12 protein-coding genes are annotated in these 15765 nt (G+C 54.1%); 10 read left to right on the top strand and 2 right to left on the bottom strand.

Translation table 11 applies throughout. The annotated features are described in order from the left end of the window. Positions 1 to 79 precede the first annotated feature (79 nt). The gene (ccsA, locus tag IEX74_RS15890) at positions 80 to 2677 is read left to right on the top strand and encodes a cytochrome c biogenesis protein CcsA (RefSeq protein WP_188814997.1); all 2598 of its coding nucleotides are present in this window, start codon (positions 80 to 82) and stop codon (positions 2675 to 2677) included. 176 nt (positions 2678 to 2853) lie between these two features. Here the strand turns inward: ccsA and IEX74_RS15885 are convergent, their stop codons facing one another. Then, positions 2854 to 4743 carry a T9SS type A sorting domain-containing protein gene (locus IEX74_RS15885; protein ID WP_188814996.1) on the bottom strand — a complete coding sequence of 630 codons (1890 nt, stop codon included), beginning with the start codon at positions 4741 to 4743 and terminating at the stop codon, positions 2854 to 2856. 257 nt (positions 4744 to 5000) lie between these two features. Further along, on the bottom strand, positions 5001 to 7286 hold the full coding sequence (locus IEX74_RS15880; RefSeq protein ID WP_188814995.1) for a T9SS-dependent choice-of-anchor J family protein: 2286 nt from the start codon (positions 7284 to 7286) through the stop codon (positions 5001 to 5003). 195 nt (positions 7287 to 7481) lie between these two features. Between IEX74_RS15880 and IEX74_RS15875 the strand changes: the two genes are divergently transcribed. From IEX74_RS15875 to IEX74_RS15835, 9 genes are all read left to right on the top strand, one after another. Further along, positions 7482 to 8294 carry a Rossmann-like and DUF2520 domain-containing protein gene (locus tag IEX74_RS15875; protein ID WP_188814994.1) on the top strand — a complete coding sequence of 271 codons (813 nt, stop codon included), beginning with the start codon at positions 7482 to 7484 and terminating at the stop codon, positions 8292 to 8294. Between the two features lie 60 nt (positions 8295 to 8354). Next, a complete protein-coding gene (locus IEX74_RS15870; protein ID WP_188814993.1) occupies positions 8355 to 8684 on the top strand; it encodes a 2Fe-2S iron-sulfur cluster-binding protein in 330 nt (109 codons plus the stop codon). A gap of 125 nt (positions 8685 to 8809) precedes the next feature. Next, complete coding sequence (gene iscX, locus IEX74_RS15865) at positions 8810 to 9046, top strand: Fe-S cluster assembly protein IscX (protein WP_188814992.1); 237 nt, start codon at positions 8810 to 8812, stop codon at positions 9044 to 9046. A 78-nt stretch (positions 9047 to 9124) separates the two neighbouring features. After that, positions 9125 to 9616: a KdsC family phosphatase gene (locus IEX74_RS15860; protein ID WP_188814991.1), complete on the top strand. Its 492-nt coding sequence runs from the start codon at positions 9125 to 9127 to the stop codon at positions 9614 to 9616. A gap of 126 nt (positions 9617 to 9742) precedes the next feature. Further along, positions 9743 to 9937 carry a cold-shock protein gene (locus IEX74_RS15855; RefSeq protein ID WP_086597166.1) on the top strand — a complete coding sequence of 65 codons (195 nt, stop codon included), beginning with the start codon at positions 9743 to 9745 and terminating at the stop codon, positions 9935 to 9937. Positions 9938 to 10052: 115 nt separating this feature from the next. Further along, complete coding sequence (locus tag IEX74_RS15850; RefSeq protein WP_188814990.1) at positions 10053 to 10955, top strand: geranylgeranylglycerol-phosphate geranylgeranyltransferase; 903 nt, start codon at positions 10053 to 10055, stop codon at positions 10953 to 10955. 120 nt (positions 10956 to 11075) lie between these two features. After that, the gene (locus tag IEX74_RS15845) at positions 11076 to 12263 is read left to right on the top strand and encodes a BamA/TamA family outer membrane protein (RefSeq protein ID WP_188814989.1); all 1188 of its coding nucleotides are present in this window, start codon (positions 11076 to 11078) and stop codon (positions 12261 to 12263) included. A gap of 174 nt (positions 12264 to 12437) precedes the next feature. Beyond that, positions 12438 to 13973 carry a bifunctional phosphoribosylaminoimidazolecarboxamide formyltransferase/IMP cyclohydrolase gene (gene purH, locus IEX74_RS15840; protein WP_188814988.1) on the top strand — a complete coding sequence of 512 codons (1536 nt, stop codon included), beginning with the start codon at positions 12438 to 12440 and terminating at the stop codon, positions 13971 to 13973. A gap of 754 nt (positions 13974 to 14727) precedes the next feature. Then, positions 14728 to 15411 carry an exopolysaccharide biosynthesis polyprenyl glycosylphosphotransferase gene (locus IEX74_RS15835; RefSeq protein ID WP_308421127.1) on the top strand — a complete coding sequence of 228 codons (684 nt, stop codon included), beginning with the start codon at positions 14728 to 14730 and terminating at the stop codon, positions 15409 to 15411. Positions 15412 to 15765 lie beyond the last annotated feature (354 nt).

Genomic DNA, 15765 nt, shown 5'->3' with positions numbered 1-15765 from the left:
ATGAGCAATGAGCAATGAACAATCGGTGATAAGGAGCACAGTTGTTCATTGCTCATTGCTCATTCCTAATTGAGAATTCATGTTAAATACCTTCATCGGCGACCTAGGGCACCTGAGTGTCATTGTGGCGTTTGTAGCGGCCACGGTGGCAGCATATTCCTACTACATGGCGGCCCGCAATCAGCCGTTGGGGGAAACGGATGCGTCGTGGCTGCGGCTGGCTCGGGGTGCATTTTTCCTGCATGGTGCGGCAGTGCTATCTATTATCACTTGCCTGTTCACCATCATCTACACGCACCGCTACGAGTACTACTACGCCTGGAGTCACTCCAGCAACCACTTGCCGGTGTACTATATGATTTCCTGCTTCTGGGAAGGGCAGGAGGGAAGCTTTCTGCTCTGGATCTTCTGGCAGGTGTGCTTGGGCCTGGCTATCATGCGCTTCAACAAGCGCTGGGAAGCTCCGGTGATGACCGTGTTTGCCGGCGTACAACTGTTCCTCACGTCCATGATTATGGGCGTGGTGCTGCTGAATGTGAAAATCGGCTCCTCGCCTTTCATCCTGCTGCGCGACTTCCTGACCGACGCTCCGTTTATTCAGGCTAATCCGAACTTCATTCCGAAGGACGGTACCGGCCTGAACCCGCTGCTCCAGAACTACTGGATGGTGATTCACCCGCCCACGCTGTTCCTAGGTTTCGCCCTGACGCTGGTGCCGTTTGCTTTCGCCATTGCTGGTCTTTGGAAAAAGGAGTTCTCGAAGTGGATCAAGCCGGCTTTGCCATGGGCTTTATTTGGTGGCCTCGTGCTCGGCGTGGGCATCATGATGGGCGCTTACTGGGCCTACGAAACGCTGAACTTTGGTGGCTACTGGAACTGGGACCCGGTCGAAAACGCCGTGTACATTCCTTGGCTGGTGCTAGTGGCCTCTATTCACGGCATGGTGCTGTGGCAGCGGAGCAAAACCGCGCTGCGGACTTCTTTTGTGCTGGTAATCACCACGTTCCTGCTGGTGCTTTACGCGACTTTCCTCACGCGTAGCGGCGTGCTGGGCAACGCGTCCGTGCACTCCTTCACCGACCTAGGTTTGTCGGGGCAGCTGATTATCTACTTGGCGGCTTTCGTGGTGCTGGCGGTTGCGCTGCTTATCGTGCGCTGGAAAGAAATTCCAGTTTCAGATAAGGAGCTTACGACCTACAACTCGGAGCTGTGGGTGTTCATCGGCGCAACGGTGCTTTGCCTCGGCGCTTTCCAGGTGCTGGTCACGACGAGCATTCCGGTTTATAATGCCTTTCTGGGCTTTATCGGCATCAAGTCGAATCTAGCTTTGCCAGCCGATCAGATTGCGCACTACACCAAGATTCAGCTGTGGATGGGTGTGTTTGTGGCGCTGCTCTCGGGCATTGCCCAGATTATGTGGTGGCAGAAAAACGACAAAGAGAGTCTCGCTAACTCCCTGACAGTACCCGGCGTGCTGACGCTGCTCGGCGCGGCCCTCGTAATTCTGCTGGTGCAATACAACAAGTTGCAGATGGGCGCGGTGTATATCGTGCTGCTCACCACGGCGCTGTTTGGCGTGCTGGCCAACCTAGGTATGGTCCTGACGCTAATCAAGCGGAAGGTGAGCCTCTCGGGTGGGGGCGTGGCGCACATCGGTATTGCGCTGATGCTGTTGGGTATTCTGGCGTCGGCTGGCTACTCGAACATCATCTCCAAGAACTCGTCGGGGCTGGTGTATTCCAAGGAGTTCCCCGAGGATATCAACCGCGACAACGTGCTGCTGTGGCGCAACGAAGTCGCGCCGATGGATGGCTACGATGTGAGCTACACCGGCCAGTATTTTGATGTACCTGGTGTGCCGAACTACGTGAACAAAGAACTGCTGTTCCGCACCGACGATGAGTTCAAAGCGCTGGCGCGTGCTGAAATCAAGCAGGGCGACAAAGTCTACTTCAAAGCGGGCGATACGCTGGAGCTTCGGCCGGAGAACACCTACTACCGCGTTGAGTACAAAGACAAAAAGACTGGCGAAACCTTCACGCTCTTCCCGCGGGCGCAGGTAAACGAAGAGATGGGCGGTTTGCTCGCTTCGCCTGATATCAAGAAGTACGCTAGCCACGACATCTATTCGCACATCAGCAGCGTGCCCGATCCGCGCAAAGACAAGGATTGGAGTGAAGTAAAAGAGCACGTGCTGAGCGTTGGCGACACGATTTACCTCAATGACTACTTTGCCGTGCTGCGTGCTATTGAGCCCGCTCACCAAACGGCTGGCCTCAATCTGCAGCCAGGTGACCTAGCCATTCAGGGTGACTTCATCGTGCATGGTGAGAAGAAGCAGTACCACGTCCACCCCGTGTTTGTGGTGCGTAACAAGCTGATTGGCCGGGTAGCCGATGAGGTCGAGGACCTAGGTTTGCGGGTGGCTTTTCTCAACGTTGACCCAACTAACAAGAAGTTTACCTTTGGGGTGAGCACCACCCAAAAGGACTACATCATCCTGAAAGCGGTTGAAAAGCCCTTCATCAACCTGCTGTGGAGCGGCACGCTGCTCATGGCTGTTGGCTTCGGCATGGCCCTGGTAAAGCGCCGCCGCGAAGCTAGCGCCAGCCTCACCGCGCCAGCTACCACACCGCGGAAAGCACAGCCGGCGAAAGTGACTCGTCAGGTAGCTTAATTTAACTAACCCTTTGCCTAACAACAGAAAAGCCCTGGCTACCTAGCCAGGGCTTTTCTGTTGTTAGGCAGATAAAACAAGATTAGCCCGACGAAGCAAGAGGTTAATTGGGCTTCACTACCAACAAAAAGGGCAGCTGGATAGCTGCCCTTTTTGTTGACCTAGGTTACTTGTGATTACTCAATAACGAGCTTCTGCACCGTATACTGGTCGCCGTTCTGCACCTTCAGGTTGTAAACGCCGGCAGCTAGGCTCGAGAGATTCAGCGAGTTAGTTGCCTCGTTCTTTGCCGTGCCGGTGTATACCGTTTGACCCAGCAGGTTGCTTACCTGCACCTGCAATGTCCCTTTGGCCGCTACTCCATGAATATCTAGGGTAATCAGACCTTTGCTGGGGTTCGGATACACGGCAATGGCACGCTGTAACTCCGGAGAGTTGGCTGTTACGACGGCAGTCGTGACGGCTTCCAGCATAAACTTGCCTAGGTTGCTGGCAGCAGCATCTGTCAGCGTGCCACCAGCCAGAGGCGCGGTGAAGAAAGTACCCGTACGGGTAGGTGCTTCCGCTGACGTGCCAAGGGGAAAGAACGCGGCCGTACCGCTGGGAGCGGCAGCTTGCGCCAGACCGATGTAAAAATCGCCATTGATGACAGCTGGCGTGCGCAGTGTGAAAGCCTTCATGCTGCCGATGTCAGTGGTGGTGACGACGTAATCATCGGAGCGACCTAGGATAGCGCCCGTGCTGTTGCAAAGAACGGCGAATACCGTTCGGCCGACGGAACGCGCATCCTCAAGATCCGCATTGATAACTGATAGATTACGAGCGCCATTCGTGGTGAACTTTGCTAGGAAAATGCCTCCGGCTGTCGCACCAAAACCGACGCTGCTTGTCGCGGGCACGTTGGCTTCGGCGTAGCCAAAGAGGGCGCGGTTCACCATTTGAGTGGTGCTGGCAACGTTATTCGCCTCGTTATCATCGCTCGGTAGTGTCACATTGATAACGCTATTGCCTGTTGTAGTAGGCGTGTAGCTGTCGAACGAAACAATGGCAGATGCCCCAACCGCCAGCGTTGGTATCGTCTTGACGTTGGTGAAGGTATTGGCTCCCGTGATAGACAGTGTAGCTTTCACGTTGGTCAGGGGCGCACTACCAGCGTTGGTCACCAGCGCCCGGATAACGTGCGGCGTCGTCAGCGGAATGGGCAGCTGCCCTAGGGTATATACCACCGCTACGTTAGCATCGTTAGGTGGGGCAGGCGCAAAGCGATACGTCCGGCCTGCGTCCGGCAAAAACGTGTTGCGAACGAAGTGAGCGAGGAACTGGGGAGCTGGATTAGCAAAGGTCGTTGTGCTCCATGCTGTTGCGCTCGATGGTTTGGAGGCAAGCAGAAAATCCGACGAGGCAACCCCCGAGCCCTTTAAGCCAACTATGAAAAGTTGACCCAGTGGTGTAGCCGTGCTGGCCGTCCAGGTACCGTATACAAAATCGATGATGTTGGTGCCTTCATATAGTTTAATTTGAAACTGCATGGTGTTCATCTGGCCCGGCGCGCTGGCGCTCGTCTTGTCGCGCAGATTCTTGAACTGAATCGTGCAGACTCGGCTTCCGACTGCGCCCGTGGTAGCTACCCGGAAGCTGGTGGGGTTGGCCGTCTGATCGGCCGCGCCCTCCAAATCAGCGTAGGAAGAAGGTGCTATAATGTTGACATCAGCCGATTCTTCACTCTCGATGGGGTCGAGCAGCGCCGGATACGAAAGAGGTGTCGCACCTAGCTTGATAAAGCCATTCGTGCTCAGAATAAACTGAGTAAACGGTTGACCATTAAACGTAAACGGAAACCCAATCTCCTGCGGATCTGAAACAGCATCATCGATATTTGCGGTGGCAATGGCAACACCGCTGTTACCTAGGTCGGTGTAAGTAGCTCTGCCGTTGATGGCAGTAGCCGCCGAGTAGCCGAGCACTTGAGCTTGCGCAGCGGCGGAAGTACCAGCTGCCAGCAACGCCGCCAACGCCAGTTTTTTCCATTTAGCTGTCGGTTGTCCCGGACTGTAAAGTTTTGTCATAAAGTAAGGAAGCTGTAGTGAGTTTGAGGCACTTGGATTTTAAACAGGAAGCACTAATATGCTAAGAAACTGTTGTATAATCGCTCGTAAGTTTCACTTCAGCGTAAGAAAGACCCAGTCACTTGGGGGTAGCTCCGCAGATAGCTAGCTGATTTTGAAGGGATAGCTAGGTTTTTGCAGCGTACTCCTGAAGGTAAGCTCAACAAAAAAAGGCAGCCATTTGGCTGCCTTTTTGGTAAGCGGAAATTCTAAACGAACTACTCAATGATGAGTTTACGCATCGTATACTCGTCGCCATTCTTCACCTTCAGCTGGTAGATACCGGCTGCCAGCTTCGAGAGGTCGAGAGGCTGCTGGTCGCGGTTGTTCAGCACACTGGCGGTGTGTACCATCTGGCCCAGCAAGTTGGTTACTTCCACTTGCAAAGCACCTTTAGCGCCGGTGGCGTGTACATCCAGCGAGAACAGGCCTTTGCTGGGGTTAGGATAAACGCTGATGGCGCGGCTTAGCTCGGGTGAGTTGGTAGCCAGTACCTGCGAAATGGTAACGTCATCCACGAAGAGGTAGAACTCGTCGACCTCGCTGATGGCGTGGAAACCGATGTAGTAGTTGCCGTTGGTAGGAGCCGTGATGGGCGCTACCTGTCCGGCACCTAGGCCGGGAGCTGCCGTTACATAAGTCGTGTTAACAATGTTCGTGTTCTGGAACAGCGTAGTAGTCTGGCCGGCTGGCGTAGCGGCCGTACCGAACTTCACTTCCAGCGCTTCGGGGAATGATGCCGACTGTGCGCGGTACTTGAATTGCAGCTGGTAGCGGCGCCCGGCTTGCATGCTGATGGCAGGTAGGAAGAACCAGTCATTAGCGGGGTTGTTGGCGCTATAAGTGTAACGCATGGCGTTTGGGGCCGAGCCGGTTGCATCGGCTACTACCGACCAGGTTCTGGCATCGCCGTTCACATCCGTTACCGTCACGCCGCAAGGCAGGGCACCAGCTGCCACTCCGTCAAAGCCTTCACTGTATGGGAAAACAGTCACAAGTGGGTTAACGCAGGCCGTTGAGAAGGCAATTGGTCCTACAACAGCGCTCTGGTCACCAGCTCCGCAATTGGCACGGATATACAAATCGTAGTTAGTAGCGGAAGCTAGGCCGGTCAGGGTGATAGGCGAACTGGTAGCGGTCGTGCCACCCGTGGTGGGAGGCGTAGTGCCGCGCGGTACTACCCAGTAGGTATAGCCAGTGCCGTTCGTCGGTCCGGTGAGGGTAACGGTAGCGCCCGTCGCGGTTGGGTTCGTAACTGTTACGCCCGTTGGAGCCTGGCAGGTTGGAAGCGTCGTGAACGTAACCTGGTCGCTCAGTACGCTCTGGCCTGCGGTAGTACCACAGTTAGCGCGCAGATAAACCTGATACCGGGTGTTAGGCGTGAGGCCTGTTAATGTAACCGGCGAAGTCGTAACGGCTACTGTTGTGCCGCCTGTAGCAGGGCTAAAGCCGTAAGGGCCATAGATCAGGCTGTAGTTTACCCCGTTGCTAGGTGCCGTGAAGGCTACGCTCGCGCTGGTAGTCGTCACGCTCGAAACCGCCACATTGGTGGGAGCAGCGCAGGTAACGGTGCCGCCGATGCCTACTTCTAAAGCTAGGCGCGTCCGTAAAGTAGTAGTACCGACATCACTCCAGGCACCGCCATCGGCAATCTGATAAAAAGAGGTGGCGGCCCGCAATGGGTCTTCTAATTGATAGGCTATACCGACGTTCGCAGGACCGCCGGAGGCGGTGCCTACTTCACGCACACCTAGGTAGTAAGAGCCCGAAACAGCCACGGCTGGCAGCGAAACGCTCGCGGTAGCCGTCTGGCCCGTCGTCCCGACGATAGTGGGGCGGGTCTGAGTAGGGGAAGTGTATAGCGCTGTGCCAGGTGTGCCACCCGCGCCCGCTGCATTGAATACCTGCACCTGGAACAAGGTGCCTGCCGTGCCCGCGTTGATGAAGGTTATTCTAGCTTCGTTGAGCGTAATCGGCTGATTGGTAGTGAATTTAGTTGCCAGGGCTCCGCCGGGGGTACTGCTGCTCACTCCCACGCCAGTAGCTACAAAGGGCTGCGTCACGTCAATCTGCGTCACGCGGTTCGTCGTAACTTGCTGCGCGTAGGTCTGGGTGTTGTTGGTGTTATTTGCGTCAGCCGGGACGCTTACGGTTACCGTGTTGGTACCAAGCGCTAAGGTGGCTGGGTACGGATCAAAGGTCACCAGCGAAGTAGCGCCAGCGGCCAACGTAGCGATGGTCTTGGTGCTGGTAAAGGTATTCGCCCCAGTGACGGATAGCGTAACCACTTTGTTGGTGATAGCCGTTGTGCCCGTATTTCGGACAGCTGCGGCCACCGTATGCGGCAAGGAAGATGGCGTGGCCAACTTGCCCAGCGTGTGAATCACAACGACGCTGGCATCCTGCGCCTGTGCCGCTGTAAAGGCTGCGAGGCCTAGCACCGCCGTCAGGGCTACCCGCCGCAGACGCGCCCCCAAAGTGCTTAAATTGTACTGATGTTTCATAAAGGGTATGGTAAGGTGATTGGTGAAAAAAAGATGGACTCGTAGTGGGCTTGCAAATAGGTAGTTAGCTTTCTTGGGTGTTAAGTTGTTGAGATATTTTTAAACATGTATGTCTTATTGTTAAAAACTTAACAAGAATCTTTTTATTTTTTTATTGCTCTGAGAATCTTACAATTACCCATATCTGTTTTGAGTATGCTCAATATCGTGTTGCTTGGGGCTGGTCGGGTTGCCAGTCAGTTGGGGCCGGCTTTGGTGCGGGCCGGCCACCGTGTTCCGTATGTCTGGAGCCGTACGCTCGCTAGTGCACAGGTTTTGGCTGAGGCGCTGCCCGGTGCAGAAGCAGGCACCGGCCTTGATCTAAGTGACAGGCGCGCTGATCTTTACCTCATTGCCGCTCCTGATGCCGCTGTTCCCGCGCTGTTGGCAGAAGCTAGGTTTCCGACCACGGCACTGGTGGCCCACACCTCAGGGGCCGTGCCGCTGGCGGTATTTGCGCCGTATGCTGGCCTGCGCGGCGGTGTGTTCTATCCACTCCAAACGTTCAGTCTTGAGCGGCAGGTGAATTGGCAAACGGTGCCACTGTGCATTGAGGCTGCCGATGCCGCCGCTGAAGCGATGTTGCTAGGTCTGGCGCACGAGCTAAGCCAGCAGGTAGCGCGGGTCGCCACGCCCCAGCGCCAAGCATTGCACGTAGCAGCAGTTTTTGCCTGCAATTTTCCCAACCACCTACTCGGAATCAGTCACACCCTGCTTACGGAAGCCGGCTTATCGTTTGCGCTGCTGGAGCCGCTGGTCCGCGAAACCATCGACAAGGCTTTCCAGCACCCGCCCTTCACCGTGCAGACGGGCCCCGCGGCTCGCCACGATGAGCCAACCCTGGTTCGTCACCAAGCAGCACTAGCTGAGCATCCGGAGTGGCTACAGCTCTATAAGTCGTTGACAGATAGTGTCAAAGCACAGACAGTAGCAACGGCCCCAAACAATCAGGGCGATGTACAACTTTGATTCGGGGCCGGGGGTGCGTACCTTCGTGCCCGCATTTCGCTCCGCTCAAGCATTCATCCTGTGCAAGTCGCTAACATTACTTTTCAATTTCAGGACGGCCAACCCGCCCAGACGCACGTTGCGGCGCAGGGCGAATCGGTGTTGGACGTGGCCCTCAACAACGGGATTCAACTGCAGCACAACTGCGGCGGCGTCTGTGGCTGTAGCACCTGCCACGTGTACGTGGTGAAAGGTGAAGACTACTTACCTGAGATTTCCGACAAGGAAGAGGACTTTATCGACCGGGCCGTGAACCCGCGTATCAACTCGCGCCTGGCATGCCAGTGCGTGGTCCAGACCTCGCAGGAACTGGTTATTCTCGTTCCCCCGCAAGACTTCCTGGGGCACTGATTGAAATGTTGAATGTTAAAGGTCGAGTGTTGAATTTCAACAAGGCAATGTGCTGATGTGAAACCATTCAATCATTAACTATTTTACAATTCAGCATTCAACATTCAAAACTCAACATTCCTAACATGAATCATTTCGAGCCGCCTATGCACTGGGGCGACCATGAAGACATCGCCATGGCGCTATACGAGAAGTTTGGCGACGATTTTACGGAAGCTAAGATCTACCGCATTCGCTTTACTGAACTGCTGGAGTGGGTATTAAGCCTGCCTAATTTTGCCGGTACCCGTGAGCAGTCTACCGAAGGACATTTAGAGCAGATTCAAGCCAAGTGGGTGTACGAATGGCGTGATAATCAGTAAGCTAGCTAATAGAAGTTGGTGTTTGGCGCTGTGCCTGTATAAGGAAGCCTAGGTACTAAAGCTGGGCATTATTACCTCATGACTCTTCCTGATTTAACCGCCATTCGAGCGTTTATCTTTGATGTAGATGGTGTGCTGACGGATGGCACGCTGCTGGCGCTCAACTCGGGCGAGCAGGCGCGCACGTTTCACATCCGCGATGGTTATGCTATCCGCCATGCGGTGGCGAAAGGCTACCGGATTATTGTGATTTCAGGGCGCGAGGAAGAAGGTGTACGCCGCCGTCTCGAGTCGCTCGATGTGCACGACATCTACCTGGGAGCGGCAGATAAGATGAAGATCTTCAATAACTACATCAATCTGCATCGCCTCGACCCGGTTCATATTGCTTACATGGGCGACGACATGCCCGACGTGGAGGTGATGCGCCGCTGCGCAGTTGCCGCCTGCCCCAGCGATGCCGCCTCCGATGTGCGCGCCATCAGCAACTACGTAGCGACGCTGCCCGGCGGCCGTGGTGCAGTTCGCGAGCTGATCGAAATAGTGATGAAAGCTCAAGGTACATGGTAGCTTAGCTGTGTACCGGCCAAACCTAGCTGAACAATATAGGTGGCTAAGCTGCGTTACGGGGCGCAGTTGTGATTTTATAAAAGTCCTTTATCTTTACAAAATCATCCATTCACCATTTTAAGTTACATGAAAACAGGAACCGTAAAATTCTTTAATGAGTCGAAGGGCTACGGCTTCATTACGGAAGACGCTACGAAGGAAGACTTCTTCGTGCACGTAACCGGCCTTAACGGGGGCCAGATTCAGCAGAACGACCGCGTGGAGTTTGACACGCAGGAAGGCCGCAAAGGCGTTAACGCTATCAATGTAAAGAAGCTGTAAGCTAGCTTACATAGTTTTTGCGTGACAGAAAGCCTCTCCGCGAACGGAGAGGCTTTCTTTTTTTCTTTTAGTGGGTATACATGATATTATCTTCTAGTAGATCTTATTTTCTATCATGCGCTACTCTGCTTCTTCTTCAGTATCAGGCTGGTGGCCACTGGCTCGCGTGAAGAACGTCCGGCAGTTTCTAGTGCTGATCCGCTTCCCAAACTTGGTACTGATGGCGCTGTGTCTGCTGCTAGTGCGCACCTGTCTGCTGCAGGCGCCATTGCTGGAAGCTAGGTTTGGCCTGTTATTGCTGGCTGCGCTCTGCATTGCGGCGGCGGGCTACATTATCAATGATTACTATGATGTAAAGATTGACGCTATCAACCGCCCCGACCGCTTAGTTGTGGGGCGTGTCGTCAACCGGCGGCAGGCTATGCTGGCGCATCTGCTACTTTCGGGCGAAGGCATCGTAGTAGCTGGCGCGCTGTCACCGCTGTTGGGCCTCGTCAACCTAGGTTCGGCGCTGCTGCTGTGGGGCTATTCGGCCCGGTTCAAGCGGCTGCCGCTGGTCGGCAACTTAACTATTGCCCTGCTCACGGCGGCTCTGGTGTTGCTGCCCGAGCTACAGTTGCGCACTGGTCACGCTAGCGTCTGGACGTACGCGCTGGCAGCCTTTCTGCTGACGGTAGTGCGTGAAATTATTAAGGATGTGGAAGATATGCGCGGCGACGCGCAGCATGACTGTCGTACGCTGCCTATCGTATGGGGCATTATTCGCACCAAATGGGTGGCGGGGTTTTTCCTTCTGTGCCTGATTACGTTGGTAATGGGGGCGGGGTGGAGCGCGCTGCACAACGGCAAGCTAGCTTTGGGCGCGTGGCTGGGATTAGTAGTCGTATTGCCGTTGCTGGGTTTGAGCCGGCAGCTCGCCCGCGCCGACCGCCGCCGCAACTTTACCCACCTGAGTGCCTGGTGCAAGTGGGTGATGCTGGCCGGCGTGCTCTCCATGCTTCTGATTACGGTTGGATAAGATAACGTTTCTGGCTCAGCTTCGTTAGCAGAGAAGTTCCGATCAGGCTCTAGTTGTTGCGTATGTCACGCGGGGCTGAGCTGATTGGCTTTCCTACCATTTTCTGCTATCCGCCCATCTATGCGCTTTCTTTACGTAGTGCTGCTGCTGAGTATGTTGTCTCCGCTAGCGTACGCCCAAACGGCCGCTGACTCGGCTGCCACCTCCGTCAACACGACTGCGCCGGTCAAGCCAGTAAAGAGTAAGTACGATAAGCCGTTCTTCTGGCCCGTTCCCATTGCTTTCTACCAGCAGGAAACGGGTTTTGCAGGCGGCCTGGCTATTCTGCCTGTGTGGCGCTTCGGCACCGATACCACCGTGCGCAAGTCCAACGTTCGGCTCATCGGCTGGATTTCTCAGAAAAAACAAACAACAATCCAACTGACGCACAGCATCTTCACGCCCCAGGAAAAGTTCTTCTTCGTGGGAGAGCTGAGCTATTATGACTTGGTATTCAACTACTACGGCATTGGAAATAACACCAGGAAGAGTGATGAGGTGCAGATTCAATACCCACTTTTTGTGTTTGATGAACGAGCACTGGCCAAAGTAGCACCCAATTGGTTTGTGGGCCTGCGCTACCGCCTCACCGACCTAGGTACGGTAGATCTGAAAAATGAAGGTGATCAGGCCAACAATCCGAACAATGAGTACTACCAGCTCAGCGCCAAGGAGCGCAGCGGCGGCATCAGTTCGGGCCTAGGTCCTGCTTTGCGCTACGACGGCCGCGACAATGTGCTGGCTACTTATCGGGGCAATTTCCTGGATGCGCACGTCCTGTTTAATGGCTCTGGCCTAGGTAGCGATTATAAATTCACTCGCTATCAGCTGGATGCCCGCCATTTCAACCCGCTGTTCGGTTCCAATAACACTATCCTGGCCTTACAATTTTTAGGGCAGTATCACTCCGGTGATGTACCGTTTCGTGAGCTAGGCGGAATGGGCGCTACGCTCGGCGGCGCTATCTATAATAATGCTTACTTAATGCGCGGCATCTACGAAGCACGCTTCCGGGACCGTCAGTTCACCACGTTTCAGGCTGAAATCCGGCAGAAGCTGTTCTGGCGCATTGATGGTGCGGCCTTCCTTGGCGTTGGGCAAGTAGGCTATAAGCTGTCGGATTACACCTTCGATGGTACTAAAATAGCGGGCGGCTTCGGTGCCCGTTTCCGCTTCAACCGCCACGACCGGCTAAATATTCGCCTGGATTATGGCGTAGGATCAGGTGGCAATTCCGGAATTATTTTCGCCGTTGGCGAGGCCTTTTAATCTGACCTAGGTCTAGGTAAGAAATTCATTATAAAGAGCCTACATCTACGGATGTGGGCTCTTCTGTTTATGGACGCGCGATATACGTGCTACCAAAACGTAGCCTAGGTAGTTGGGTATAGTCAGGACGCAGGTGCTACCTTCGCCCCGTCAAACCAGTCTAACTACCTAGCTATGCAGTCTCAACCGATTCGTGCCGCTCTCATTTCCGTGTACTACAAAGACCAGTTGGAGCCCTTGGTGGCGCTACTGAAAGCCCACGGCGTGCAGCTGTATTCTACGGGTGGTACGCAGAAATTTCTGGAAGAACAAGGCGCGGAAGTTACGTCCGTCGAGAGCCTGACGGGTTTCCCCGCTGTATTCGGCGGACGTGTCAAAACGCTGCACCCGAAAGTGTTTGGGGGTATTCTGCACCGCCGCCACGAGCCCGGCGACCTGGCTGAAGCCGCCCAACACGAGATTCCACCTATCGACCTAGTTATTGTCGATCTGTACCCATTTGAGGAAACGGTAGCCGCTGGTGCGCCGGAAGCCGATATCATCGAGAAAATTGATATTGGAGGCATCTCCCTTCTGCGGGCGGCGGCTAAAAACTACCGCGACGTGCTGGTAGTCAGCAGCCGCGACCAGTACACAGCCGTAACCGAGCTGCTGACTGAAAAGAACGGCGCAACCGATCTGGAAGACCGCCGCAATTATGCCGCAGCCGCTTTCCAGGCAACTTCCCACTACGACACCCAGATCTTCAGCTACCTAAGCCAGGACACCACCCTTGCTGGGCAGGCCCTGAAAATAAGCCAGACGCCAGCCACGCCGCTACGCTACGGCGAGAACCCGCATCAGGCCGGCACTTTCTATGGCGACCTAGGTGCGCTATTCGATCAATTGCATGGTAAGCAATTAAGCTATAATAACTTAGTGGATGTAGATGCGGCCGTAGCGCTTATGGCCGAATTCACCGATGGGCAACCGGCCTGCGCGATTTTGAAGCACACCAACGCGTGCGGCGTGGCCCAGGCGGCTACGCTCCAGGAGGCGTATCTCAGCGCCCTAGCCTGCGACCCGGTGTCGGCTTTTGGCGGGGTGATTATCGTTAATAAGCCCGTGGATGAAGCCACGGCTACCGAGCTGAACAAGCTGTTCTTCGAGGTTTTGATTGCGCCCGAGTATGAGCCTACGGCGCTGCCACTTCTGCAAAGCAAGAAAAACCGGGTGCTGCTCCGCCAGAAGCCAGTTGCTTTCCCAGCTAAGCAAGTTAAGACGCTGTTGAATGGCTTTATCGAACAAGATGCTGACCGTCAGGCAGAAACGGCTGCCGATTTCAAGGTGGTGACGCAATCGGCGCCGACTGCTGAGGAAGTAGAAGCCTTGGTATTTGCAGCCAAAATTTGCAAGCATACCAAGAGCAACACCATCGTATTGGCCAAAGCCGGCCAACTGCTGGCATCCGGTGTCGGGCAGACCTCCCGGGTTGACGCCCTGAAGCAGGCCATTGAGAAGGCGCATGCCTTTGGTTTTGATCTGCACGGGGCTGTAATGGCTTCCGATGCCTTCTTCCCCTTCCCCGACTGTGTGGAAATTGCCGGCGGCGCGGGAATTCGGGCGGTGGTACAGCCCGGTGGCTCCATCAAAGACAAAGACAGCATCGAAGCGTGTGATCAGCGCGGCATGGCTATGGTAATGACCGGTGTGCGTCACTTTAAGCACTAAATCGTAGTCTGGCAGCTAGCCTTACGGTTTGCTTGTGAAGAGCCTGACGAGTGAAGCACTGGAAATTTCTGCCAGTATTGCTTCATTCGCCAGGCTCTTTTGTGGGTGGAAGCAGCTCTTTCTTATAGCCTTGAGGCTGGCTAAGCGACTCGCTTTATCTGGTTCAACAACGCAGTTGCCGGCGAAACCCGGAAAGTGTATACTAACGGGAATTAGTATTTGTCCTTTAACAAACCTTTTCGTTCGCTGACTTAGAACACCGCAAACGTTTCAGTAAAACTTATCCTGTTTGTTCATGTAAAATTTATATAAATTTGTAAGCCATTAAGCTATAGCTACGTATATAGCTCGAGGAATTCAAAGAGTAGTTCAATCTTATCTTTGATATATATAAGATGTATATGAAGGAATGTTGCAACTATTACTTTGAGGTAAAAAAATGTGACTTTATTTTGAGTATATATTTTTCTTACTTAATATTGTGTCGAAGATTTGAAGAGCACCTTTTTTTAACCGTTAAATCCAATGCTGTTAAGTTGGAGCAGCACTGAAGATCTAGGCTGCTCTACTTGACTGCGGAAGAAACTAAGTCTGCATACAAGTTGTCTGCTGGTAACTCTCTGAGAACCTGACCTGCGCCTACCTACAAGCCATACCGAATACCCGTCCTTTACTACCTCAAATTCCTACCTAACCTATTTGTCTATCAACCTAGCTTCCTGGTTCGATAGCCTTACCACTTACTCTGATAACCATGGCCGCTTACGCAACACTAAAAGAGCAAGGAACAATGTCAAGCAACTTTTCTTATCGCCAAGTTGAACAAGTTGAGGATGCTGCATTACGCGCCGTTTTAGTTAAACGGGCGTTTGACCTTGTATTCGCGTCGCTAGTGCTGATTTTTCTGCTGAGCTGGCTGATTCCGTTGATTGCGCTGCTCATCAAGCTGGACTCGAAAGGGCCAGTGTTCTTTAAACAGCTGCGCACGGGTAAAAACGGGCTGCCGTTCTACTGCCTCAAGTTCCGCAGCATGCGCACCAGTGCCGATGCCGACCACAAGCAAGCCAGCCGCGGCGACAGCCGCATCACGCGCCTGGGTGCCATTCTGCGCAAGACCAGCCTGGACGAGCTGCCGCAATTCATCAACGTGCTACGCGGCGAGATGTCGGTGGTGGGTCCGCGCCCGCACATGCTCAAGCACACCGAGGATTACGCCCAGGTAATCGACAACTTCATGGTGCGCCACGCCGTGATGCCCGGCATCACAGGTCTAGCGCAGGTGGCAGGCCACCGCGGTGAGACCAAGGAAATTGCCGCTATGGCCAAGCGCGTGAACGCCGACATCTTCTACATCAAAAACTGGTCGTTCTTCCTCGATCTGAAGATCGTGCTGCTAACAGTGAAGCAAGCCGTAAAAGGAAGCGAAAACGCTTTCTAAGCGGCTGGACATTAGTTTTATAGGGTACGCCGGAATAAGGTAGTTGCCCTAAATAGAATTGCCTGAGTGATGACCGCAGATGCATAAGGGCGTGCGGTTATCACTCAAGCCTAGGTTGGCTAATGATGACCGCGTATTCGGGTTGCAGAGTTTCTCTGGCTACCGCAAGTGGAGTCTGGGCTTTGGGGGAGAGCAAGCGTGGGGCAAGTGCTGCCAGAAGCAGAAGAAGGAGTGAGTTTGTCGTACGCTGAATGGGGCTGAGCCACTAGTGTAGGTTTCTACGTTCTGGTAAAGTACTTACTGGCTATGTACGGCAACGAAACGAAAAGTGTGGCCTACTGGCTTCTGCAAGCC

The sequence above is a fragment of the Hymenobacter cavernae genome, assembly GCF_014641455.1.
In the GTDB taxonomy this organism is placed as follows: domain Bacteria; phylum Bacteroidota; class Bacteroidia; order Cytophagales; family Hymenobacteraceae; genus Hymenobacter; species Hymenobacter cavernae.
Note: the sequence above shows the minus strand (reverse complement) of the source record. Positions and strands in the feature narration are given on the sequence as shown.